The organism is Marinobacter sp. ANT_B65 (assembly GCF_002407605.1).
GTDB lineage: Bacteria > Pseudomonadota > Gammaproteobacteria > Pseudomonadales > Oleiphilaceae > Marinobacter.
The window spans coordinates 2,101,024-2,125,713 of record NZ_NXGV01000001.1 but is presented as its reverse complement, the minus strand read 5'-3'; the positions used below and the strand labels follow the sequence as shown (position 1 = coordinate 2,125,713).

Genomic DNA, 24,690 nt, shown 5'->3' with positions numbered 1-24,690 from the left:
ATGCAGACCAAGAGCTGTCTGAAATATATTTTTATGGCTACATTAAGTCTGTTTTCGGCATCAGATTCCAGAGCTTTACGGTAACAATTGATTACCGCAAGCAAGAAAAGTGATTCATAAAAGAAGTGTGAGGGAGGGGGATTGTTATCAGAATGCTCAAAGGGCCGGTTCCTGACATGCCAGGAACCGGATTCGCAGACTGTTCAGTGATCACCACATAAGGTCGTCAGGGATTTCATAACCTGCATAGGGATCATCTTCACCCACGTCATCTTTTTTGCGGTCGTGTAGCACAACCACTGCCTGTTCATCTCGTTCTATAATCTTGCGGGCCACGCCGTCGGCGACAATTTCGTACTGATCATCGACGAATACAATAGCAAGCCGGCCTCGGGAGAGCTGGTCCGCCATGGCGTCATCTACATACAACTTTTTGATTTTTTTGTCGTGAACGAACTGGTAGGAAATTTCGCCCCTGCTGCGATCCAGCCGGTTGGTATTGACCAGCTGGCGAATCTGAGCCTGAACCGCTTTTTTCTCGGCTTCCTGCTGTCGTTTCAGGTTCAGCTGCCGATCGCGTTCGGCCTTGTCCTCACGGGCCTGACGAGCCCGGACTTCTGCTTCATTGACCTGTACAGCACCTTTCGGCTGCTGTTTGCGTTGTTTGTGTTTCTCATTGCGAATAGCCTTGGCCTTTTTCTGGTCGGCCAGGCCTGCTTTCAATAGCTGGTCTTGCAGGGACGCCATGGGATAACTCCGTTAATTGGTCACAATTTCTGATATTCTATGGTGACAGTATACGCCCTCGTGTCTACCTTCTTAACCAGCAACCGCCGATTCCGGGATTTTCTTGTATGCCTTCCTTTAAAGATCTTGATCTGTCCGCAGCCATGCAGGCCAATCTTGCCCAGCTGGGCTTTTCCAGGCCTACGGATATTCAGGCCCAGGCCTTGCCTCACTGCCTGGCCGGCCGTGACGTGATTGCTATGGCTCAGACTGGCAGTGGTAAAACGGCTGCCTTTGGTATCGGGCTGATTGAAAGCCTCAAACCGAAGTTGTTTGCAGTGCAGGGGCTGGTGATGTGCCCGACCCGCGAGTTGGCAGATCAGGTAGCTAAAGCTCTGCGGGAAATGGCGCGGGCACAGGAGAATATAAAGATTCTCACGCTGTGTGGCGGTGTATCCATCGGGCCTCAGATAGGCTCTCTGGCCCACGGAGCGCACATTGTTGTGGGCACGCCAGGGCGGATTGCGGATCACCTGCGCAAAGGAACGCTGGAGCTGAATCGTCTCACGACTCTGGTTCTGGATGAAGCTGACCGGATGCTCGATATGGGGTTTCAGGACGCCATGGAGGAAATCCTGGGCTACACGCCCAAGCAGCGTCAGACATTAATGTTTTCAGCGACCTGGCCTGACTCTATTCGTAAGCTCAGTGCAGGTTTTCAGCGGGACCCTGTAGATGTGCGGGCCGAACTTCAAAGTGTTAACTCTGATATTCGGGAGCTGTTTTACGAAATTCCTGCCCAGGAGCGTACCCGTGCGATCGTAAGTCTGCTGTCAGAACATCAGCCAGCTTCCTGTCTGGTGTTCTGTTCCATGAAGCAGCAGTGTGATGAACTGGCCGCAGAGCTGGGAGCGCAAGGCTTTTCAGCTCTGGCTCTGCACGGAGACCTTGAGCAGCGCGAACGTGACAGTGTATTGGTGCGCTTCGCAAATCAGAGTTGTCAGATTCTGGTTGCAACAGATGTTGCAGCTCGTGGGCTGGATATCAAATCCCTGCCTCTGGTTATTAATGCCGAGCCTGCGCGGGATCCCGAAGTACATACCCACCGGGTAGGGCGCACAGGCCGGGCTGGGGAAGCCGGGCTGGCCGTCACCTTATGCAGTCCGGCCCAGGGTCACAAGATCAACCGTCTTGAAAGCGAGCGCGGCAGCCCGGTTACCTGGGGGGATACGGAGATTTTGCTCTCGATTCCTCCCGAACCGGTTGCCCCCGCAATGAAAACCCTGTGCATCGCAGCTGGCCGTAAGGAGAAACTTCGTCCGGGGGACGTGCTTGGTGCACTGACCGGGGAAGCCGGGCTTGATGGCAAGTCTGTTGGCAAGATTGCATTGTTTGATTTTCAGTGTTTCGTCGCTGTAGAAGCCGCACAGGCCGGTCGCGCCCTGAAACGGCTTGAAAGTGGACGGATAAAGGGTCGAAAGTTAAGAGTGAGGCTGGTCTGAGATTAAGGTGTCACGGGCTTTTCGGTCAGGCTGGGGCTGTCTTCGGGCACTCGGAAAGTCCGTATAGTCATATGCATTTTTGTTGCTCACTGGGTGCGAAACCGGTAAATTACGCAGGATTTTGCCTCCCGGATTGCTTCGGTTCGCTATAAGACTTAGGTCTAATGCGTTTCGGTTTTTCCGGGAAAATCCATAAATCAATAACAGGTAGCTATTCAATATGGATGACCTGATGTCACAAGCCGTCGATCTGATGGTTGCGGGTATGGGGTTCGTGTTCGCGTTCCTGATTGTTCTGGTTTTCGCGACCCTGCTTATGTCCAAACTGCTTACCCGGTTTGCGCCGCCCGAGCCGGCAACCCCGGCCAAGTCACCTCGTGCCAGGTCCAAGGCGCCGGTATCAGTTGACCCTGATACGGCAGAGGCGATTAAAAAGGCGATTGCACAATTCCGGTCGCGCCACAAGAAGTGACCCGGTAACTGATTAGATAGAACCTTTAAACAGAAGGCTGACACGATGACTCATACAAAAAAACCGCTGGGGATTACGGACGTTATACTTCGTGATGCTCATCAGTCCCTGCTGGCCACCCGTATGCGGCTTGATGATATGCTGCCTATTGCCGAGAAGCTCGATAAAGTGGGCTACTGGTCTCTTGAATCCTGGGGCGGAGCTACCTTTGACTCCTGTATCCGGTACCTGGGTGAAGATCCCTGGGAGCGTATCCGCGAACTGAAGAAAGTAATGCCCAATACGCCCCAGCAAATGCTGCTGCGAGGTCAGAATCTTCTGGGCTACCGCCATTATGCGGACGATGTGGTAGAGCGGTTTGTTGATCGTGCAGCGGAAAACGGCGTAGACGTGTTCCGTATTTTTGATGCCATGAACGACCCACGCAACCTGGCGACGGCTATCAAGGCTGTTCGCAAAACAGGCAAGCACGCACAGGGCACAATTTCGTACACCACCAGCCCGGTGCATACCATTGAAATGTGGGTTGAGTTGGCTAAAGAAGTTGCCGATATGGGCGCAGATTCTATTGCTATCAAAGACATGGCGGGCATTCTTAAACCGTATGTTGCTTTTGATCTGGTAACTCGCCTGAAGAAAGAGCTGGACATCCCGATTCATATGCAATGCCACGCAACTACCGGCATGTCTACCGCGACAGCTATCAAAGCAGCGGAAGCCGGTATCGATAACGTGGATGCGGCTATCTCCTCAATGAGTATGACTTATGGCCATTCGCCCACAGAGGCGATTGTGGCAATCCTTGAGGGGACCGATCGTGACACCGGGCTGGATCTGGTTCTGCTTGAAGAAATTGCCAGTTATTTCCGCGAAGTCCGTAAGAAATACGCGAAATTTGAGGGCAGTCTTCGCGGTACTGATTCCCGTATCCTGATTGCTCAGGTGCCGGGCGGCATGCTGACGAACATGGAAAGCCAGCTTAAAGAGCAGAATGCGGCTGACCGGTTTGACGAAGTACTGGCGGAGATTCCCAAGGTTCGTGAAGATCTTGGCTTTATCCCGCTGGTAACGCCAACCTCGCAAATTGTTGGTACCCAGGCTGTGCTGAACGTTCTGACAGGCGAACGTTACAAGTCTATTTCCAAGGAAACTGCGGCTATCCTGAAGGGCGAATATGGCTCTGCGCCAGCGCCGTTTAATAAAGAGCTGCAGGCGAAGGTTCTGGATGGAAAAGAAGCAATTACCTGCCGTCCTGCTGATCAGATTGAACCAGAAATGGACAAGCTGACTGGCGAACTGAAAACTCTGGCAGACGAGAAAGGCATCAAGCTGGCGGATAATACCGTTGATGATGTTCTGACTTACGCCTTGTTCCCGCAGATTGGCCTGAAGTTTCTGGAAAATCGCGGTAACCCGGATGCATTTGAGCCGGTTCCCAGGGCTGAGGATGCGCTACCTGCGAAGAAGCCTGCTGGCCCCGAAACCTATACGGTTGATGTTAACGGCAAGCAATACGTTGTCGCAGTTTCTGAAGGTGGTGAAATTTCCCAGATTCAGGGCGAGGGCGGTGCGGCAGCTGCACCTGTGGCGACGTCTGCGCCAGCTGCTGCTGCGGGTGGCGGTGAGCCGGTTATTGCACCTCTGGGTGGCAATATCTTCAAAATACTGGTTTCACCGGGAGACGCTGTTGAAGAAGGCGATGTGCTGATTATTCTCGAAGCCATGAAAATGGAAACCGAGATTCGTGCATCAAAGGCCGGCACTGTCGGTGAAATCTTCATCAAGGTCGGTGATGCCGTCTCTCCTGATGATGAAATGCTGACAATCGCATAAAGGGCCAGCATTCCATGGATAAATTAATGACGTTGTGGACAGGCAGCGGCCTGTTTAATCTATCAATCGGCCAGTTCTTCATGATCTGTGTCGGTCTTCTTCTGCTGTTCCTTGCGATTCGTAAGGGCTTTGAGCCGTTGTTGCTGGTGCCGATCGGGTTCGGTGGCATTCTGGCGAATATTCCGGAGGCAGGGCTCGCCCTGTCTGCCGCTGAAAACGCTATCCATATTGCGAATCCGGATACACTTTTAGCGCTTGCGAGCGTCCTTGATGTGGGCTTTCAGTCGGGCCAGGTAGTCACACCGGAGGTTTTAGATGCCTTCAAGGCAGCCTATAAAGGTGCAGATTATGTGATGGCTCAGCAGGCCAGTGTCGTTGCCCAGAGCCTGGGTTACACCAACGGCATGCTTTACAACTTCTATACCGTCTCGATCGCTAGTGGTGCTGCGCCGTTGATTATTTTCATGGGCGTTGGAGCTATGACAGACTTTGGTCCGCTGCTGGCGAACCCGAAGACTCTGTTGCTTGGCGCGGCTGCCCAGTTTGGCATTTTCGGCACCGTTCTTGGTGCGGCATTGCTTAACTGGAGTGGAATCATGGATTTCACCATCTTTGAAGCAGCGGCCATTGGTATCATTGGTGGCGCGGATGGCCCGACGTCTATTTACGTGTCGAGTATTCTTGCTCCGCATCTTCTGGGGGCTATTGCGGTTGCTGCCTATTCCTATATGGCTCTGGTACCAATGATCCAGCCGCCTATTATGAAGGCGCTGACCACGGAAAAAGAACGCGCGATCAAGATGTCCCAGTTGCGCCCGGTGAAAAAGGCGGAAAAGATTGTATTCCCGATTGTAGTGCTGATTGCGACGGCTTTGTTCCTGCCGGATGCAGCGCCTCTGCTGGGTATGTTCTGCTTTGGTAATCTGATGCGTGAATGTGGCGTTGTTGAGCGTTTGAGTGATACCTCCCAGAATGCTCTGATTAACATTGTGACGATCTTCCTGGGCCTCTCTGTTGGCTCCAAGCTGGGTGCCGACAAATTCCTGGATCTGCAGACTCTGGGTATTCTGTTGCTGGGTATGGCGGCATTCTGTGTGGGTACCGCTTGTGGTGTTCTGATGGCGAAGCTGATGAACAAGGTGACCAAGGAACAAATCAATCCGTTGATTGGTTCCGCTGGTGTGTCTGCGGTGCCAATGGCAGCGCGGGTTTCCAACAAGGTTGGTCTTGAGGCGAATCCGCAGAACTTCCTGCTGATGCACGCCATGGGGCCGAACGTTGCTGGTGTTATCGGCTCTGCTGTTGCTGCGGGTGTGATGATCAAGCTGCTTGGCTGATTGTTGCTCTTGTAGTGTGAAAACCCCGCCTTGGTGCGGGGTTTTTTGCTTCTAGGCCTGCTGTATTTGGTGTTTGAGCCGGAGGGATGCCTTCTTTCAGGAACCGCTACGAGGCACATCCATGTGCGCTTGACTGTGGCCATCCTTGGCCACAGACATTCCTGAAAGAAGGCATCCCTCCGGCTCTATGAACTCAGGAGCTATCGTTCTGGAAATCCACGATAATCTGCTTAGTGGAAATCTCGCGAGTTGATCGGAAGTGTCTGTATCAGATGACTCAGATCCGAGAGTTTTCCCGCCATGACATGAACAATTTCCCCTTCTCTTTCCAGAACGCCTTTTACGTGTAACAACCTTGCGGTGAGTAGCGGCTTACGTTGCCGGCGGGCGGTTTCCAGCCAGACGACGACGTTCACATTGCCGGTTTCGTCTTCCAGGGTTACGAAGGTAACGCCGGAGGCGGAGCCGGGGCGTTGACGGCCGGTTACCAGGCCGGCTACCTGTACAGGAATGCCGGCTTTGGTAGTTTTGAGCTGTTCGGCGCTGAGACAGAACTGTAAGTGACCCTGTTCCCGGAGCAGAGCCAATGGGTGGCGCTGCAGGGTGAGGCCCTGGCTGGCATAGTCTGCGAGCAGGTTCTGGCCTTCGGTGGGTTCCGGTAGCTGAAGGCAGGACTCTGGCTCGTAGTTTTCGCTGTCTTCTGCTGTTGAAAAAAGCTCAGCGGGTTTTTCGTGTCCCAGTAGTTGCCAGTAAGCCTGATGGCGGTTGGCGGCGAAAGCCGGCATAGCGTTGGCACCAGCCAGCAGCTCCATTTCGCGCTGGTTCAGGTTTGCCAGACGGCGTAACTCGGTGGCGGAACGGTAGCCGGTTTTGGGGCGGTGCTGGCATAGGCGTTCGGCGGCGTTTTCCGGGAATCCCCGTATGATTCTCAGGCCAAGGCGCAGTTGGTGATCAGGGCCTTCCAGGGTGTGATCCCACTGACTGTTGTTGATGTCTGGTGGTAGTGCCATAACGCCATGGCGCCGGGCGTCCTGTATCAGTTGGGATGGAGAGTAGAAACCCATGGGCTGGCTGTTGAGCAGGGCACAGTAGAAGGCTGCAGGATAATGTCGTTTGATCCAGGCTGAGATATAAACAAGCAGGGCAAAGCTGGCTGCGTGGGATTCCGGGAAGCCATAACCGCCAAAGCCACAGATTTGCAGGTAGAGGCGCTCGGCAAAATCAGCGTCGTGACCTCGTTCCAGCATGCCTTTGATGAGTTTTTCCCGGAACTGGGTCATGTCGCCGTGGGATTTCCAGGCGGCCATGGCTCGGCGTAACTGGTCGGCTTCGCCAGCGGTGAAACCAGCTGCAACCATGGCCAGTTTAATAACCTGCTCCTGAAAAATGGGTACTCCCAAGGTGCGCTCAAGTACGCTGCGGATAGCGTCATCGGGATAATCCACGGGTTCAAGGCCATGTTTCCGGCGCAGGTAAGGGTGCACCATGTCGCCCTGAATGGGGCCGGGACGAACGATGGCAACTTCAATCACAAGGTCGTAGAAGGTTTCGGGTTTCAGTCTGGGGAGCATGTTGATCTGGGCACGGGATTCCACCTGGAATACGCCAATGCTGTCGCCTTTTTGCAGCATCTTGTAGGTGGCGTGGTCTTCCTGAGGAATGTCCTGCATATGGAAAGGCCGGCCTTCCTGTTTGCTGATTAACTCCAGGGCTTTACGAATGGCTGTAAGCATGCCCAGAGCGAGAATGTCTACCTTCATCAGACCCAGGCTTTCCAGGTCGTCTTTGTCCCACTGGATAACCGTGCGATCGGCCATAGCAGCATTCTCGACTGGTACAAGCTCGGCCAGTGGCCCGGAGCTGATCACAAAGCCGCCCACATGCTGTGACAGGTGTCGGGGAAAGCCGAGCAGGGTGTTTACCAGAGAAAAAAACTGATCGGCAACTTTCGGGTTCCGGGTCAGGCGTTTGTCGAGAATCTGCTGGCGCCAGTTGGTGGCTTTGTCACGCCAGTCGATGCCTTCCAGTAACTGCTCCACCAGTGCCGGATCAAACCCGAGGGCTTTGCCCACGTCGCGGATGGCACTGCGCGGTCGGTAACGGATAACGGTTGCCGCCAGTGCGGCCCGCTCCCGGCTGTATCGCTGGTAGATGTACTGGATGACTTCTTCCCGGCGTTCGTGCTCAAAATCCACGTCGATATCCGGCGGTTCATTCCTGTCTTTGGATATAAAGCGTTCAAACAGCAGTTCGACCCGGGCGGGATTTACTTCGGTAATGCCAAGGCAGTAGCAAACCGCTGAGTTTGCGGCAGAGCCCCGGCCCTGGCAGAGAATGTTACGGCTGCGGGCAAAGGCTACAATGTCATTGATGGTAAGAAAGTAGTGCTCATACTTCATTTCGGAAATCAGGCCCAGCTCTTTGCGGATCAGAGCCTGAACAGACAAGGGCGTGCCCTCCGGGTAACGTTTGCGTTCACCTTTCCGGGTTAGTTGCCTCAGATAATCCGCCGGGCTTTCTCCCTCCGGCACAAGATCCGGGGGGTATTCATAGCGCAGGCTGCCGGGCTCAAAGGTGCACAGCTGGGCGATATGCAAAGACTCTTTCAGCCAGGCTCCGGGGAACAATCGCTGCAGTACCGACAGCGGGCGCAGATAGCGTTCACCGTTCTGGAACAGGTGGTGGCCGGCATTTTCCAGGCTGGTGTGGTTGCGCAGAGCGGTGAGCACATCCTGCAGAGGCTGCCGTTCCCGGCTGTGCATGTGAACTTCACCAGTAGCTGTCACCGGGCAGCACATGTGCCCGGAAAGCCACCGTATCCGGGCCAGTTGCTGTTCCTCACCGGATTCCAGGGTACGAGCTGCGGCAATCCAGAAACGGTGCTCAAACAGCCGTAATAACCATTCACCGCAAGACAGAGCCTGATCCGCACTGGCCTCAGCCGGTGAGGCTGGCAACCACAGGCACAGGCAGTCATCCAGCTCATGGGTTTCGATATCTGCATGAAGAAGCCTGTATTGCCCTTTGTCTGCGCGGCGTCGCGCCGTGGTTATAAGCTGACAAAGCTGGCCATACCCCTTGCGGGTCCGGGCCAGAAGAATAAACCTGACTGTACTGGTGCCGGGAGGTGCATCGTCCAGCTCAAACCAGCTCCCGGTAACCAGTTTTACAGGGCTGTCTTTCAGCGCGGCCCAGGCGCGGGGAATGCCCGCAACTGAACAGGCGTCGGTTATCGCCAGCGCGGTGTATCCTAGTTCTTTTGCGCGCTCTGCAAGTTCATGAGGGTGGGACGCTCCAGTCAGGAAGGTGAAGTTGCTGAAACAAAACAGCTCTGCGTAACAGTCAGGTTCATCCATCAGCCAAACCACCCGTGTACGAACCAGCCTTCCCGTATATCCCGGAATACCCAGGCTAGCTGGCCGTTATTCAGTTGTGCTACGTAATAATCCCGATGCACCCGCTGACCGTCCCACCAGCCTCCGCTGATTCTTTCCGGGCCTGCAAACCATGCCTGCGGCACTTCCTCTAGTGGTTGCGGTCCCTGCAGAAGCCACAAGGGGCGTTGAGGTAGTTGGCCGGTCGTTGTTGTCGAAGCACGGTTTGTGCGCCGGACATCTGCAGCGCTCCAGGCTCGTTCTGGCCGGTGATCTGCCTGGGGCGTAAGTTGCTTCAGTGCATTATGCCCAAGCTTTGCCTGAAGACGGCTTATCAGAGTATGCCAGGCTTCGTTCAGGTCCTGGTTTTCGCCTAGAAGGTCCTGCCCGCCGGGGGCTTCACGGTCTAGAAACCGTTTTACGATCAGTCGCAGCGATATCACCGGTGCCTGCAGTGGCTGTTGCTCAAATCTAAGGCTGATCAGGCTGAGAAATGCTTCCGCTCTGTGCTCCGGGCCAGATGTGCGGATGTGCAAGCGCGTTGCTTCTGCATGCCGGTGCTGGAGAACCAGCAGCAGGCTGTCGGTGTCCTGCTGGCGCCAGCACAGATCTTTCTCCAGCTCAGAAAGTATGCGCTGCAATGGAAACAACAGTCCCTGGGACCGCTCAATTTCCTGCACAAAGTCCGCCTGCTGGCGGAAGTAGTGAGGTGGTTGCCAGGGCGTCTGAGGGTCGGGTCTGGAACCCAGAATTTTCTGGATATACGCCAGAATTTCCGGAGACAGCCTGCGGGCCATCTCTGCCGGCGGTAAACGGAATACTTCTTCAAGCTTGTTCAGACCAAGCCGCTGCAGGCGGGTGCAGGTCCGCCCGTCAAACTCCGCGGCCACTAGTGGCATCTGGCCAAGAGTCCGGAGAATATGGTTTTTATCCGATGAGCACTCCCCTTTGCCGTTACGTGCAATCAGGCGGGCGGCCAATGGGGTATGGCCAATACCTGGCCAGGCGGTAAGCTGGCGTTCATGCAGTACGTCTTCAACTGCCTGCCATACGGCAGAAAGGCCACCGTATAATCGTTGCAGACTGCCTATTTCAGCTAACAGGCCGTTTGGTGGAACAAGAACAATGTGAGCCGCATAGCGATACAGCCAGCGGGCCTGATCTTCCAGAGTCCGGACTTCCTGCTGCTGATCGGCCTTTACTATGCACAGATCTGGCACCAGGCCAAGGGCCGTTTTTAGCCTCATCCCGGTGTTTATGCCCAGATCCCGGGCAGCGGGGCAGGCCTGTATTATCTTTTGCCCTGAACCCTCCACAATCACCAGCGCATCCGAATTCTCATTTGAGCGGCGAATGTGGTCCAGCAACAGGTGAGGAAAATGCAGGTACAGCCAGAGCATATAGATTACCTTGCCGGTGTGAGCCAGGGACCCTGAACCACACGGGGTGCTTCATGGTGAAACAGATCCGCGCGCTGGGCCATGGCAAGTGAGCAGCGCTGGCCGGGCCAGCTGCCTCGGCGTTTAACCACATTTACTTTCAGGCTCTGCTGGTCGTCGGGTTCAAGCTCCAGGCGCAGGGCGGCCGGAGAATTCTGCCCGGCGTAGTATCGCTCACGAAAAAGTACGCAAACATTGCTGCCGGCTTCGGCTGCCAGCTGCAGGCGCCGGATTTCCCTGGCTGCGAGTTTTCCAGGCCAGGCCATTACCAGACCGGTAACCGGGGAGCGCAGGCAGTTTTCCAGAGCCCAGAGGAAGTCGCCTTTGTTTTCTGTGTGGATCATGATTATCTGATCCAGGTCTATATCTTTTCGCATCAGAGCCGGAGCGTAAGGCGTATGGGGAGGATTCAGCCAGAATACGGTTTTACCTGCCTGAGACAGCCGCTGCATCAGGGGTACCAACAGAGTCAGCTCGCCAATGCCGGGGGTGTCCAGCAGGCATTCGCTTAAAGCACCCCGGGGCCAGCCGATGCCTCCGAGCTGGTTGTCCAGGGCCTGATATCCGGTGGGCTCTGCCGGTTGAATGGTTTTATTGTGCCGGTGTCCCTGCCAGACACGGGCATCCTGCATTAACGTGTCAAGAAGTTCGCTCATGGTAAAATCCCAGAATACTGTTTAAATATACAGTATTCTGAAGGCGGGCTGATTTCAAGAAGCAGGTTGATAAAATATGTCACTGAACCCACTCTTGTGGTGTGAGTGACAGTAGCGGGACACGGAGTGCCAGATCAGGAGGTGTTGTGCATGAGTGTACTGACGGAACAACACTGTGAAGCGTGTAACGCAGAATCCCCGGGGGTAAGCGATGAAGAGAAGCGCATGCTGCACAAAGGCGTCCCGGGCTGGAGCATCCTTAAGGTGAGCGGTGAGGAGCAGCTACGCAAAGAATTTGAGTTCAGGAACTTCGCCCAGGCGCTGGCCTTTACCAGCAAGGTTGGAGAGATGGCTGAGGCTGAAGATCACCATCCGGCGATCCTTCTGGAGTATGGGAAGGTGACTGTCAGTTGGTGGACACACGCAATCGGCGGTCTGCACAAAAATGATTTCATTATGGCGGCGCTAACAGACGCTGCTTACCATTGATCTTTTGTGTTTTCGTCTGCTTCAAGTTCTGCTTTACGCTTGCGGATTTTCTCCAGTTTGTCTTCCGGGATACGCATATTGCTGGCCGAATCCCGAAGCATGAAAAGGCTGCCCAGAATCAGGGCCAGGGCAGCGAACACAAAAAACCATCCTGTAATTGGCATATGCCTGACTCCCTTGTTTGGATAACTTTGCCTATAGTGAGGCATTCAGTTTTGCTTGCGTCACTTAATTGATTGAATATTCTGTCTTACTTACCCGCAAATTTTGCAAGAAGCAAACCAGGAGTATCCAAAATTATGAGCGATCCCACCTATACCCCGCCCAAGGTCTGGAAGTGGGAGTCTGCAAGCGGCGGCGCTTTTTCAAATATCAACCGTCCCATTGCAGGCCCGACTCACGAGAAAGAGCTGCCTGTTGGCAAACACCCTTTTCAGCTCTATTCGCTGGCGACGCCAAATGGTGTGAAAGTCACGATTATGCTGGAGGAGTTGCTGGAGCTGGGAATCAGTGAGGCTGAATATGATGCCTGGCTGGTTCGTATCAGCGATGGCGAACAGTTCGGTAGTGGGTTTGTGGATATTAACCCCAACTCCAAGATTCCGGCGCTGCTGGACCGCTCTCAGGATCCGGCTGTCCGGGTGTTTGAATCGGGCTCCATACTGCTGTATCTGGCGGAGAAGTTTGACCGGTTTCTGCCCTCAAATTTGGCAGACCGCACAGAAACGCTTAACTGGCTGTTCTGGCAGATGGGCAGTGCGGCGTTTTTGGGGGGGGGCTTCGGGCACTTCTTTGCCTATGCACCTGAGAAGTACGAATACCCTGTTAACCGCTACACCATGGAGGTTAAACGACAACTGGATGTGCTGGATCGTCAGTTGGCAGATAACCGTTATGTTGCCGGGAGCGAGTACACAATTGCTGATATGGCGATCTGGCCCTGGTACGGCGCGCTGGTAACCAACAAGGTTTACGATGCGGCCGAGTTTCTTGAAGCGCACACCTATACCAATGTGCTGCGCTGGACCATGGAGCTAAAAGAGCGGCCGGCGGTTCAGCGTGGGAGAATGGTCAACCGTGCCTGGGGTGAGCCTGAAAGTCAGCTTTTTGAGCGCCACGACGCAAGTGACTTTGAATATAAGACCCAGGACAAGATTGTTGCGCCTTCTGATGATATCTGACCTGGTCTATATCATAGGTCTGACAACGCTTGCCGGTATCTGTATTCCTCTTGGTGGATTGCTGGCAAGAGTTGAGCGCATTGGTCCCGACTGGCTGGAGCGGGAGTTCCGGCATTTTCTGATCGCTCTGGGCGGGGGCATTCTGCTTGGTGGCGTTACCATTGTGCTGATACCGGAAGGGCAGTCGAGTATTGGTAATTCGTTCTGGGCCGTACCCGCTGTTATTGCTGGTGGCGTGCTGTTTTTCGGGATTGAGCGAATGCTGGGTGCTCATCACAGAGAATCGCCACAGTTGATGGGTGTGATGCTGGACTTTGTGCCGGAAGCTGCTGCTCTGGGTGGGTTGATTATAGTGAACCCGGACCTTGCGCCTTTGATGGCTGTGTTGATTGCCATGCAAAATCTGCCGGAGGGATTCAATGCTTATCGCGAGTTCTGTGACAAGCCCGGCTATACACCAAAAAAGACACTGACAGTGATGACAGGCCTGGCAACGGCGGGCCCCGTCGCGGGTCTTCTTGGGTATTTTTTCCTGTCCGGGCGGCCTGAGGTTCTGGGAGCTATCATGCTGGTGGCCTCGGGCGGGATTCTGTATCTGATCTTCCAGGATATTGCCCCCCAGTCCCGGATGGAAAAGCACTGGGGGCCACCGCTTGGTGCGGTAATCGGGTTTTGTCTGGCACTGTTCAGCGATATGCTGGTCACGCACGGCTGATGCCTTAGGCAGAAGCCTTGGTGTGAGCATTCATAGAGTTCATGCAGTTTTCCGGGCCGCTTCCTCGTGGAGGACATTTTCGATATCTTCTGCCGAAAGGTTCTCTTTCTCGAGCGCGGCTTTTGCCAGGGCTTCAAGTTGACTCCGGTGATCTGTCAGGAAATCAATGGTGGCTTTTTCCAATGCCATAAGCTCTGACTGGATTTCAGCATCAATCAACTCCGCCATCTTGTCACTGAACTCCCGCTGCGAGCCCATTTCCCGGCCCAGAAATACGTGCTCATCGCCAATGCTCAGGCCCATGGGGCCGATCTTTTCGCTCATGCCCCATTGGCCGATCATCTTGCGGACCAGTTTGGTGGCTTCTTTGAGATCATTCTGGGCGCCGGTAGTCACTTCTCCGTAAATGATTTTCTCCGCTGAACGGCCGCCGAGCATGACCTTGATGCGATCTCTGAGATAACTTTCGGAGTAGTTGTAACGGTCCTCCTTCGGCGTTTGCTCAGTGACGCCCATAGCCATTCCATGGGGGATGATTGTGAGCCGGGTGAGTGGGTCGGCTTTAGGCATGTAGTAAGCCATGATGGCGTGCCCGCTTTCATGGTGAGCTACGATTTTCCGTTCTTCCTGAGACAATTGTGCATCGCGTTTCTCGCCCAGAACGATACGGTCACGGGCAAGCTCAAAGCAGTGATCCGTAACTTCGCTCAGGTTTTCCCGGGCGGCTGTCAGGGCTGCCTCGTTCACCAGGTTTTTCAGGTCTGCACCGGAAAATCCAATAGTGCGGGCTGCCAGTTGATCCAGGTCTACGTCTGCCGCCAGGGGTACTTTTCGTACATGCACGGCAAGAATCGCATCCCGCGCATTCCTGTGAGGAAGATCCAGAGTTACCTTGCGGTCAAAGCGGCCGGGGCGGAGCAGGGCACTGTCCAGAACATCTGGCCGGTTGGTGGCAGCCAGAACGAGAATATTCTCGTGGGATTCGAAGCCATCCATTTCCGTAAGAATCTGGTTCAGCGTCTGTTCCCGCTCATCATGCCCGCCGCCGAAACCTGCGCCCCGGGAGCGGCCGATGGCATCCAGTTCATCAATAAAAATCAGCGCTGGTGCTTCTTTGCGGGCACTGGCAAATAGGTCCCGCACCCTCGATGCTCCCACACCTACAAACATCTCGATAAACTCTGAAGCGCTTATACTGAAAAAAGGTACATCCGCTTCTCCGGCAATGGCGCGGGCAAGGAGGGTTTTACCTGTGCCCGGTGGGCCAACCAGAAGTATACCCTTAGGCATCGATGCACCCAGGGCCCGGTATTTATCCGGAGATTTCAGGAAGTCGATAATCTCTGCGACTTCCCGTTTGGCCGATTCAATACCGGCGACATCATCCAGTGTTGTGGTGGAGGTTTCCTTGACCGACCTGCGGGCTTTCGAGCGCCCGTAATCGAACATGCCTCCACCCTGAGCCATGCGTTTCTGTGCGGACCCCCAGAACCAGTACATCAGGGCCAGTATTAATATCCAGGGCAGGAAACCGCGAATCAGCTCCTGCCACCATTCCAGCCCTGCAGACCTGGCCCGGATAGTAACGTCGTGCGCCTCCAGCAAAGTGAGCAGTTCCGGATCGTCCATGGGCGGCCGGGTAGTGCTGAATCCGGGGCTTGAGCTCTGTGATGCATTGTCGGTATTTGAGGAGACCAGGCCCTGGTTTCTGAGCAGGCCGGTTATATGATCTTCTTTGAGTGTTACCTCAGAGACCTGGTCGTTGGTAACGGCGGTTTTGAACTCGGAGTATGCCAGTTCCTGAAGCTTTGGTGTGCTGCTGTCCTGTAGCCACATAAACACCAGAAAGATAGCCGCGCTGAGCCAGAGAAATGAATACTGCTTTGGTATCTCTGGCTGTTGATTTGCCGGGGGTGTCTGTTTTTCGGAACTATTGGGGTTGGTCATTTTGATCCTGGGTTCTCCACCGTATCTGTCCTTGTATCTGCATGGCTTCTGTCTCAGAAGCCCATGGCCGAGGAAGTGCTGCGCCTCGGGTCTGCACCGCCGTACAAAGTACCGTCGTCTCCGATCATGATACTCTGAATAGCGCCCATGGCAGAATTGGTTACCACTTTGTGGCCACGATTTTCAAGCAAGCGCACTGTGTCTGCACTGATACCCTGTTCTACGCGGATTTCATCCGGAAGCCACTGGTGATGGATGCGGGGCACGCTGACAGCTGATTGAATGTTCATGTCGTGATCAATCACATTCATGATCACCTGCAAAGTGGTGGTGATGATCCGCGAGCCACCCGGACTACCGGTTACCAGAAAGTTACGGTCGCCTTTGCGTACGATGGTTGGCGACATGGAGCTGAGCATGCGTTTACCCGGTTCTACCTTGTTTGCCTCGCCGCCGATCAGACCGTAAGCGTTGGGAACGCCTGGTTTGGCACTGAAATCATCCATTTCATTATTAAGTAAAAAACCGGCACCCTGCACGGTAATCCCCGAACCGTAGCTGAAGTTGATGGTGTAGGTGTTTGATACCGCATTGCCCCATTTGTCGACAACCGAAAAGTGGGTAGTTTCCGGGCTTTCGTAACCAGCTGGCTGGCCGGGGCGGATATCCTCTGCAGGGCGGGCCTTATCCTGTTCTATACCCTGGCGCAGCTCTTCAGCGTAAGGCTTACTTGTAAGTCCTTTTAGCGGCACGTCTACATAATCCGTATCACCCAGATATTGTGAGCGGTCGGCGTAAGCCAGTTTCATGGCCTCGGCCATGTAATGAATCGTATCGGCCGAATTGTGGCCAAGTTTCCTGATTGGATAGCCCTCAAGAATATTCAGTATCTGGACGATATGTGTGCCGCCGGAGGAGGGAGGCGACATTGAATAGATATCGTAACCCCGGTAACTTCCGTGTACCGGAGCGCGCGCAATCGGTTGGTAGTCTTCAAGATCCTGCCGGGTGATGAGACCTCCGTGCCTCTCCATCTCCTCAACAATCAGTTGTGCGGTTTTACCCTCGTAAAAACCTTTTACACCCTCGTCGGCGATACGCTGAAGCGTGTCAGCAAGTTCCGGTTGCCGGAAACGTTCGCCAGCTTGCCAGGCTGAGCCGTCGTCTTTGTAAAAGGTTTCCAGAGTTGCAGGCCAGCGCTGAAGCCGTTCCCGGGCCTGTTCAAGGCCTTCGCTGAAGCGTTGAGGAACGATAAACCCTTCTCTGGCGAGTTTGATGGCAGGTGCCAGAGCCTGTTTCAGAGATATTGTTCCATGGCGCTCCAGAGCCATGGCAAGGCCGGCAACAGTACCGGGAACGCCTGCGGCCAGGTGGGTAAACCGGCTACGATTCTGTACCACCTCGCCGGATTCATCCTGATACATGGTTTCCGTGGCAGCTGATGGCGCCTTTTCCCTGTAGTCGATAGCTTCAGGCTCGGAGCCGTCGCCTTTTGATATCAGCATAAAACCACCGCCACCGATATTGCCTGATCTCGGCTGAGTGACAGCCAGTGCAAAGCCTGCGGTAACCGCTGCATCCACTGCGTTTCCGCCGTTTTTCAGTACTTCCAGCGCGACTTCTGTAGCCAGAGTGTGGCTCGTTGCCACCATACCCTGGCGGGCGCTGGCAGGGTGAAACCGTTCGCCCTCGATAATGGCCTGACTGAAAGCCGGTGTTGCCAGCGTTGTAACGCACACTGTCAGAAGCGTTGCCAGGGTGAGCGCACTCATGCCGCCTGAGCGTCCGGTGAATCGGGTTTTCTGTGTTTGCCGGTGTAGGTCTCTGCCCATGTCTCCGCTCCTCGTTTCTGATGTCCATATAGGCTATGATAGCGCGTCATTTTACAGGGTGCGTACCGCCAACCCCGATCACTGTTCTGGCTGACTGGTCCGGCAGTTGTTTCGGTAATGGTTTCCGGTGTACCTGCTTTCCCGTTTGTCAGTTAAGGAAAGGTTTTCATGGAGCATACCTACCGTCTTGTGATTTCCTGCCCGGACAGGGTTGGAATTGTCGCCAAGGTGAGTAATTTTCTGTCGACTTATAATGGCTGGATCACCGAAGCCAGTCATCATTCGGATACCCACACCGGCCGGTTCTTCATGCGCCACGAGATCAAGGCCGAGTCTATTCCGTTTGGCCTCGATCAATTCCGTGCCTCGTTTGAGCCGATTGCCCGGGAGTTTGATATGCACTGGCATATCGCCGACTCGGCCCAGCCCAAAAAAGTCATCCTGATGTGCAGTAAGGAGTCCCATTGTGTGGCTGATCTCCTGTACCGCTGGCACAGTAAGGAAATCAATGCCGAGATCGTTGCAGTCGTCTCTAATCATGATGATTTGCGCCGCATGGTTGAATGGCATGAAATTCCATATCACCATATTCCGGTGAGCAAGGACAATCGCGAAGAGGCGTTTGCCCACATTGACGAGCTTTTCCGGAATTACGAAGTCGATGTGGTGGTTCTCGCACGGTATATGCAGATTCTTCCGCCCGACCTTTGTGCAAGGTACGCCGGTAAGGTGATCAACATTCACCACAGTTTTCTGCCGTCCTTCGCCGGAGCACGGCCTTACCATCAGGCTTATAGCCGTGGGGTCAAGCTGATCGGGGCCACTTGCCATTACGTGACCCAGGATCTTGATCAGGGGCCTATTATTGAGCAGGACGTCATCCGTATTACCCATAGCGATACCATTGATGACATGGTGCGTCTTGGTAAGGATGTGGAGAAAAACGTTCTTGCCCGGGGGTTGCGCTCTCATATTGAGGATCGCGTAATCACCTACGAAAACAAGACCGTAGTATTTGATTAAGGATGCCCAGCAGATGCCCCTGAAAGGGTGCGACTGTGGTAGAGTTGGCGGCTTGTTGATGAATAACTACGGGGCCGGGATACGGCCCTGAAACGACTTCCAGATAACGCAAAGGAACCTTTCTCGATGGGTGAATTAGCCAAAGAGATCCTGCCGGTCAATATTGAAGATGAACTGAAGCAGTCTTACCTGGATTACGCAATGAGCGTTATCGTCGGGCGAGCGCTTCCGGACGTGCGGGATGGCCTCAAGCCGGTTCACCGTCGTGTTCTGTTCGCAATGTCCGAACTGAATAACGACTGGAACAAGGCCTACAAGAAGTCTGCCCGTGTGGTGGGTGATGTTATCGGTAAATACCACCCGCACGGTGACTCTGCGGTTTACGACACTATCGTTCGTATGGCTCAGCCATTTTCCCTGCGTTATCCGCTGGTAAACGGCCAGGGAAACTTCGGTTCTATCGATGGTGATAACGCAGCAGCCATGCGTTACACCGAAATCCGCATGGAGAAAATTGCACACTCCCTGTTGGCGGATCTTGATAAAGAAACCGTAGATTTTGTCGACAACTACGACGGCACAGAACGAATTCCCGAGGTAATGCCTACCCGGGTTCCGAATCTGCTGGTGAACGGTTCATCAGGTATCGCCGTGGGTATGGCCACCAATATTCCGCCCCATAACCTGACGGAAGTGGTCAATGGCTGTCTGGCGCTGATTGATAACCCGGATCTTACCGTGGATGAGCTGATGGAGTTCATTCCCGGACCGGATTTCCCCACCGAGGGCATCATCAATGGCCGCGCTGGCATTGTTGAGGCCTATCGTACTGGTCGTGGTCGTATTTATATCCGCGCCCGTCACGAAATTGAACACGACAAGAAAACCAATCGTGATGCCATCATCATCACCGAGCTGCCGTATCAGCTGAACAAGGCCCGCCTGATCGAAAAGATCGCCGAGCTGGTGAAGGAAAAGCGTCTGGAAGGCATCACCGAACTGCGGGATGAATCCAACAAGGAAGGTATCCGTGTTTTCATAGAGCTGCGCCGCGGTGAGAACCCGGAGGTTGTGATCAACAACCTGTTCAAGCATACCCAGTTGCAGACTGTGTTCGGTATCAACATGGTCGCGCTGATAGATGGCGAGCCCAGAATCCTTAATCTCAAGGAAATGCTGGATGCTTTCGTGCGTCACCGCCGTGAAGTGGTGACGCGTCGTACCATATTTGAACTGCGTAAAGCCCGTGAGCGTGGGCACATTCTTGAAGGCCTGACAGTTGCTCTGGCCAACATTGATGAAATGATCGAGCTTATCAAGGCGTCCCCAAGCTCTTTGGAAGCCAAAGAAAAACTCATGGCTAGAGGCTGGGCGCCCGGTAATGTGATGGCGATGCTTGAGCGTGCTGGCGAAGATGCCTGTCGCCCGGACGATCTGCCGGAAATCTACGGTCTGCGTGACGGCCTGTACTTCATGTCGCCGGAACAGACCCAGGCTATCCTGGATATGCGTCTGCACCGTCTGACCGGTCTGGAGACTGAAAAGCTTCAGAACGAGTACAGGGAAATCCTTGAGAAAATTGCAGGGCTGCTTGAAATCCTGGGTGACCCGGATCGCCTGATGCAGGTTATCCGTGAAGAGCTGGAAGCCGTGGTAGAAGAGTTCGGTGACGAACGCCGCACTGAAATAACCAGTTCCCAGCGTGATCTCACGATTGCCGATCTGATTGATGAAGAAGACCTGGTAGTAACCATTTCCCATAGTGGTTATGCCAAGACCCAGGCGGTTGAAGATTATCAGGCTCAGCGCCGTGGTGGGCGAGGCAAGGCCGCGACCTCAATGAAAGACGAAGACTTTGTTGAGAAGTTGCTGGTTGCAAACTCCCATGACACCATTCTGTGTTTCTCGAACCGTGGCAAAGTTTACTGGCTGCGAGTGTTCGAGATTCCCCGTGCCAGCCGTGCGTCCCGCGGCCGGCCAATGGTAAATATTCTGCCGCTGGAAGAGGGTGAGCGTATTACCACCTTCCTGCCAGTGCGGGACTACCCGGAAAATCAGTTTGTTCTGATGGCAACGTCTGCGGGCGTCGTAAAGAAAACACCTTTGCCGAACTTCTCACGCCCCCGCAGCAGTGGTCTGATTGCCTTGTCTCTTGATGAAGGCGATACGCTGATTGGCGCTGCGATAACGGAAGGTGATGCCGAAATCATGCTGTTCTCCTCGGCAGGTAAAGCGGTTCGCTTCAATGAAGAAGCCGTTCGCCCGCTGAGCAGGACGGCCCGTGGCGTACGTGGCATCAGGATGCCGGAAGGTTATCACGTGGTCTCCCTGATTATTCCTCAGGAAGGCGGTGTGATCCTGACCGCCAGTGAGCATGGCTACGGTAAACGTACTGCGATTGATGAGTTTCCGACCTACAGTCGTGGCAGTCAGGGCGTTATCGCCATGCAATGTTCCGAGCGTAACGGCAACCTGGTAACAGCGCTACAGCTGTTCGATGGCGATGAAATGATGCTTATTTCCGATAAGGGTACCCTGGTTCGTACCCGCACAGATGAAGTGTCTGTTCTTAGCCGGAATACACAGGGCGTGCGCCTGATCAGGCTAAGCCAGGAAGACGAGCGCCTGGTCGGTGTGGAGCGGATTGCCGAAACCGACGATGAGGACATCGAAGACGCTGATGTCGAAGGTGAAGAGACTTCAACAGATGAAAGCGCAGACAGCAGTCCGGAACAGGATGCTGGCGAGGAATAAGCCAGCACTGCCGAACAACGAATCCGCATGACGTGAGAGACCACAGAGACATGAGCAGGGCGTATAATTTTTGTGCAGGTCCGGCAACCTTGCCGGAGAGCGTGCTGGCACAGGCACGGGATGAGATGCTGGACTGGCGTGGCACAGGCATGTCCGTGATGGAAATGAGTCATCGCAGTGACGAGTTTGTGAAAATTGCCGAAACTGCTGAGCAGGATTTGCGTGAATTAGCTGGAGTATCAGATGATTACGCCGTTCTCTTTATGCAAGGTGGAGCTTCCAGCCAGTTCTCTACAATTCCCCTGAATCTGCTTGGGGACAAGGCGTCTGCGGATTATGTAAACACTGGTATATGGTCGAAAAAAGCCATTGCCGAGGCTCAGCGCTACGGGAATGTGAATGTAGTTGCCAGCTCTGAGGGCAGCGGCTTCGCCAGTATTCCGGAGCAGGGGTCCTGGCAGACCAGTGCCGATGCGGCATATCTGCATTACACGCCCAATGAAACCATCGGTGGTCTGGAATTCGATTTCGTTCCCGAAAGCGCAGATGTACCGCTGGTAGCGGATATGTCCTCTAATATGCTGTCGCGCCCGGTGGATATCTCGAAGTTCGGATTGATTTATGCTGGTGCCCAGAAAAACATTGGCCCCTCGGGGCTGGTTGTTGTCATTATCCGGAAGGACCTTCTGGGCAAAGCCCGCAAGGAAACACCGACCATGATGAACTACCAGGTGATTGCTGATAACGGCTCCATGTACAACACGCCTGCGACATACTCCTGGTATCTTGCCGGGCTGGTGTTCAAGTGGCTGAAAGCCCAGGGTGGTGTTAAGGCCATGGGCGAGATTAACCGGCGCAAGGCAGAAAAACTGTATGGCTTCATTGATACCAATGAGTTTTATGCCAACCCCATAGATCCGCGTTTCCGCTCCTGGATGAACATACCTTTTACGCTGCAAGACGATGCTCTGAACAGTATGTTCCTCGAAGGAGCCAACGACCGTGGTTTACTGAATCTCGCTGGTCATCGGTCAGTCGGTGGTATGCGCGCCAGTATCTACAATGCTATGCCTGAGGCGGGCGTGGATGCGCTGATTCAGTACATGACAGAATTTGCGAAGGAGCGGGGCTGATCATGAGTGATGAGCAGGTCCGTCTTGGAGAACTGCGGGAAGAAATAGACAGCCTTGATCAGCAGATCATGGAGCTGATCAGTGCTCGCGCCAAATGTGCCCAGGAAGTTGCCCATGTAAAAATGGCTGCGAATCCGGGGGAAGATGTGTTTTTCTACCGCCCGGAACGGGAAGCCCAGGTACTGCGCCGCATCAAGGAGGCTAACCCCGGCCCTCTGGCAGATGAGGAAATGGCCCGGTTGTTTCGCGAGATAATGTCGGCGTGCCTGGCTCTGGAAAAGCCCATGCATATTGCCTTTCTGGGGCCTGTCGGCACCTTTACCCAGGCGGCTGCGCTCAAGCATTTCGGGCACTCGGTTGTCAGCGTTCCTATGCCGGCGATTGATGCGGTTTTCCGTGAAGTGGAATCCGGAGCTGCGCATTATGGTGTCGTGCCTGTTGAGAACTCTACAGAGGGCATGATCAATCACACCCTCGATATGTTCATGTCCTCACCGCTTAAGATCTGTGGTGAAGTACAGTTGCGAATCCATCATCACCTGCTGGTTTCACCGGAATTCCGGGACCAGGAAATTACCCGGATATACTCGCACCAGCAATCGTTTGCCCAGTGCCGTCAATGGTTGGACACTCATCGCTACGGCATTGAGCGGGTAACGGTGTCCAGCAATGCTGAAGCTGCACGTCGTGCAGCCAAGGAGCCGGGTACTGCTGCGATTGCCGGCGACATGGCAGCGGAGTTATATGGTCTGGAAAAGCTGGCGGACTGTATAGAAGACCGGCCAGACAATACCACGCGATTCCTGATTATTGGCCGCGAAGAAGTTCAGGCCAGCGGGCATGACAAATCATCGATTCTTGTTTCAATGAGAAACAAGCCGGGCGCGCTTTATCAGTTGCTGGAGCCGTTTCACAGCCATGGGATCAGCCTTACACGGATTGAGACCCGGCCGTCACCCAGTGGCACCTGGGCTTATGTGTTCTACATAGATTTTGAAGGGCATATGGGCGATGAGCCGGCCCATAAAGTGCTGGCCGAGGTGGAAGAAGAAGCTGTTGAGCTCAAGCGTTTGGGCTCTTACCCCATTGGTGTTCTTTAGTCTCTGGATAGCTCTGAGATCAGTCAGTTAAGGAAGGATTATGGCAATTGATTATCAAAGCCTTGCGGTAAAAGGCGTTCAGGCCCTGTCTCCCTATCAGCCGGGCAAGCCTATCAGTGAGCTGGCCCGTGAGCTGGGGCTCGATCCGGCGGAGATTATCAAACTCGCCAGTAATGAGAACCCTTTGGGGCCGAGCAGGAAAGCCGTCTTGGCAGCCGAAAACGCGATGACAGACCTCTGCCTGTACCCCGATGGCAACGGGTTTGACCTGAAACAGAAGCTGTCCGCGCGACTTGGCGTTGGGGCTGACCAGATTACGCTTGGAAACGGCTCAAACGACGTACTCGAAGTGATTGCCCGTTGCTTTGCCGGGACGGATTCCGAGATTGTGTTTTCCCAGTATGCATTTGCGGTTTACCCGATTGTTACTCAGGCTATTGGCGCGAAAGCTGTTGCTGTGCCGGCCAGGGACTGGGGCCACGACCTGGATGCCATGGCGGCGGCCGTTACAGACAAGACCAGGTTGATATTTATAGCCAACCCGAATAACCCCACGGGAACAGTGCATGATTCAGATGCCATTGAAGCCTTTCTGGGTAAGATACCTGAAGACGTGCTGGTGGTTCTGGATGAGGCATACTGCGAGTATATGACCGGGGAGAAGGATCCGGACGGTGTTGGTGTTGGTGTTGCCTTGCTGGCCCGTTTTCCGAACCTGATTGTCTGCCGTACATTTTCCAAAGCCTGGGGCCTTGCGGCTCTGCGTGTCGGGTACTGCATCAGTTCGCCGGCTATCGCCAATATCCTGAACCGCGTTCGCCAGCCTTTCAATGTAAGCTCCGTCGCCCTGGCAGCCGCCACGGCGGTGCTCGACGATGAAGGTTATTTGCAGCGCTCCCGTGAAGTGAACACCGCCGGATTGAAACAGCTGGAACAGGCTTTTGACCAGATGGGGCTCCGCTATATCCCTTCATCCGGAAACTTTGTGGCTGTTGAGGTGGGGCCGCAAGCCATGGGTGTTTACCAGGCTTTGCTGGCTCAAGGTGTTATTGTGCGTCCGGTTGCGGGTTACGGAATGCCTGATTACCTTCGGGTTACTGTTGGCCTGCCTGAGCAGAACGATTATTTTATCAATGCGCTTCCAAAGGCTCTGGCTGCTTCAGGGCAGGGAGCCTGA

At 54.3% G+C, this 24,690-nt stretch carries 19 protein-coding genes; 12 read left to right on the top strand and 7 right to left on the bottom strand.

The window, feature by feature from the left end; translation table 11 throughout:
* Positions 1–210 precede the first annotated feature (210 nt).
* Entirely contained in the window at positions 211–747 is a 537-nt protein-coding gene (locus tag CPA50_RS09740; RefSeq protein ID WP_096782180.1) for a DUF2058 domain-containing protein, read from the bottom strand.
* A 107-nt stretch (positions 748–854) separates the two neighbouring features.
* Between CPA50_RS09740 and dbpA the strand changes: the two genes are divergently transcribed.
* From dbpA to CPA50_RS09720, 4 genes are all read left to right on the top strand, one after another.
* The gene (gene dbpA / locus CPA50_RS09735) at positions 855–2,228 is read left to right on the top strand and encodes an ATP-dependent RNA helicase DbpA (protein WP_096782179.1); all 1,374 of its coding nucleotides are present in this window, start codon (positions 855–857) and stop codon (positions 2,226–2,228) included.
* Between the two features lie 220 nt (positions 2,229–2,448).
* Complete coding sequence (locus CPA50_RS09730) at positions 2,449–2,700, top strand: OadG family protein (protein ID WP_096782178.1); 252 nt, start codon at positions 2,449–2,451, stop codon at positions 2,698–2,700.
* A 45-nt stretch (positions 2,701–2,745) separates the two neighbouring features.
* Positions 2,746–4,533, top strand: coding sequence for a sodium-extruding oxaloacetate decarboxylase subunit alpha (gene oadA, locus CPA50_RS09725; RefSeq protein WP_096782177.1), 1,788 nt, complete (start codon positions 2,746–2,748; stop codon positions 4,531–4,533).
* A gap of 14 nt (positions 4,534–4,547) precedes the next feature.
* Complete coding sequence (locus CPA50_RS09720; protein WP_319823111.1) at positions 4,548–5,870, top strand: sodium ion-translocating decarboxylase subunit beta; 1,323 nt, start codon at positions 4,548–4,550, stop codon at positions 5,868–5,870.
* Between the two features lie 230 nt (positions 5,871–6,100).
* Here the strand turns inward: CPA50_RS09720 and CPA50_RS09715 are convergent, their stop codons facing one another.
* From CPA50_RS09715 to imuA, 3 genes are read right to left on the bottom strand one after another with little or no spacing between them, the layout of a single operon-like run.
* Positions 6,101–9,226 carry an error-prone DNA polymerase gene (locus tag CPA50_RS09715; RefSeq protein ID WP_096782175.1) on the bottom strand — a complete coding sequence of 1,042 codons (3,126 nt, stop codon included), beginning with the start codon at positions 9,224–9,226 and terminating at the stop codon, positions 6,101–6,103.
* Positions 9,226–10,644 (bottom strand): Y-family DNA polymerase, encoded by a 1,419-nt coding sequence (locus CPA50_RS09710; RefSeq protein WP_096782174.1) that lies wholly within the window; start codon positions 10,642–10,644, stop codon positions 9,226–9,228. Before CPA50_RS09710 ends, CPA50_RS09715 begins: the two co-directional genes overlap by 1 nt.
* A gap of 5 nt (positions 10,645–10,649) precedes the next feature.
* On the bottom strand, positions 10,650–11,339 hold the full coding sequence (gene imuA, locus CPA50_RS09705) for a translesion DNA synthesis-associated protein ImuA (RefSeq protein WP_096782173.1): 690 nt from the start codon (positions 11,337–11,339) through the stop codon (positions 10,650–10,652).
* A gap of 150 nt (positions 11,340–11,489) precedes the next feature.
* On the opposite strand from imuA, the gene CPA50_RS09700 reads away from it, so the two are divergent.
* Positions 11,490–11,828 carry a 4a-hydroxytetrahydrobiopterin dehydratase gene (locus CPA50_RS09700; protein ID WP_096782172.1) on the top strand — a complete coding sequence of 113 codons (339 nt, stop codon included), beginning with the start codon at positions 11,490–11,492 and terminating at the stop codon, positions 11,826–11,828.
* On the opposite strand, the gene CPA50_RS09695 is transcribed toward CPA50_RS09700, so the two are convergent.
* Positions 11,819–11,992, bottom strand: a complete 174-nt coding sequence (locus tag CPA50_RS09695) for a DUF2897 family protein (RefSeq protein ID WP_096782171.1) — start codon at positions 11,990–11,992, stop codon at positions 11,819–11,821. The two genes, CPA50_RS09700 and CPA50_RS09695, sit on opposite strands and share 10 nt — an antisense overlap.
* Before the next feature lie 135 nt (positions 11,993–12,127).
* On the opposite strand from CPA50_RS09695, the gene yghU reads away from it, so the two are divergent.
* Together yghU and CPA50_RS09685 are read left to right on the top strand one after the other, a co-directional pair.
* Positions 12,128–13,009, top strand: a complete 882-nt coding sequence (gene yghU / locus CPA50_RS09690; RefSeq protein WP_096782170.1) for a glutathione-dependent disulfide-bond oxidoreductase — start codon at positions 12,128–12,130, stop codon at positions 13,007–13,009.
* Entirely contained in the window at positions 12,987–13,724 is a 738-nt protein-coding gene (locus CPA50_RS09685) for a ZIP family metal transporter (protein WP_227519544.1), read from the top strand. The genes yghU and CPA50_RS09685 overlap by 23 nt, the downstream gene beginning before the upstream one ends.
* 39 nt (positions 13,725–13,763) lie before the next feature.
* Here the strand turns inward: CPA50_RS09685 and ftsH are convergent, their stop codons facing one another.
* Entirely contained in the window at positions 13,764–15,671 is a 1,908-nt protein-coding gene (ftsH, locus tag CPA50_RS09680; RefSeq protein ID WP_096782169.1) for an ATP-dependent zinc metalloprotease FtsH, read from the bottom strand.
* Positions 15,672–15,724: 53 nt separating this feature from the next.
* Entirely contained in the window at positions 15,725–17,503 is a 1,779-nt protein-coding gene (gene ggt / locus CPA50_RS09675) for a gamma-glutamyltransferase (protein WP_096782168.1), read from the bottom strand.
* Between the two features lie 168 nt (positions 17,504–17,671).
* Here ggt and purU point away from each other — a divergent pair, with 168 nt between their 5' ends.
* The 5 genes from purU (at position 17,672) to hisC (ending at position 24,690) form a co-directional block, all read left to right on the top strand.
* The gene (gene purU / locus CPA50_RS09670; RefSeq protein WP_096782167.1) at positions 17,672–18,526 is read left to right on the top strand and encodes a formyltetrahydrofolate deformylase; all 855 of its coding nucleotides are present in this window, start codon (positions 17,672–17,674) and stop codon (positions 18,524–18,526) included.
* A 126-nt stretch (positions 18,527–18,652) separates the two neighbouring features.
* The gene (gyrA, locus tag CPA50_RS09665) at positions 18,653–21,280 is read left to right on the top strand and encodes a DNA gyrase subunit A (RefSeq protein WP_096782166.1); all 2,628 of its coding nucleotides are present in this window, start codon (positions 18,653–18,655) and stop codon (positions 21,278–21,280) included.
* Between the two features lie 50 nt (positions 21,281–21,330).
* Positions 21,331–22,413 carry a 3-phosphoserine/phosphohydroxythreonine transaminase gene (gene serC / locus CPA50_RS09660; protein WP_096782165.1) on the top strand — a complete coding sequence of 361 codons (1,083 nt, stop codon included), beginning with the start codon at positions 21,331–21,333 and terminating at the stop codon, positions 22,411–22,413.
* A 2-nt stretch (positions 22,414–22,415) separates the two neighbouring features.
* Entirely contained in the window at positions 22,416–23,513 is a 1,098-nt protein-coding gene (gene pheA, locus CPA50_RS09655; protein WP_096782164.1) for a prephenate dehydratase, read from the top strand.
* A 40-nt stretch (positions 23,514–23,553) separates the two neighbouring features.
* A complete protein-coding gene (gene hisC / locus CPA50_RS09650; protein WP_096782163.1) occupies positions 23,554–24,690 on the top strand; it encodes a histidinol-phosphate transaminase in 1,137 nt (378 codons plus the stop codon).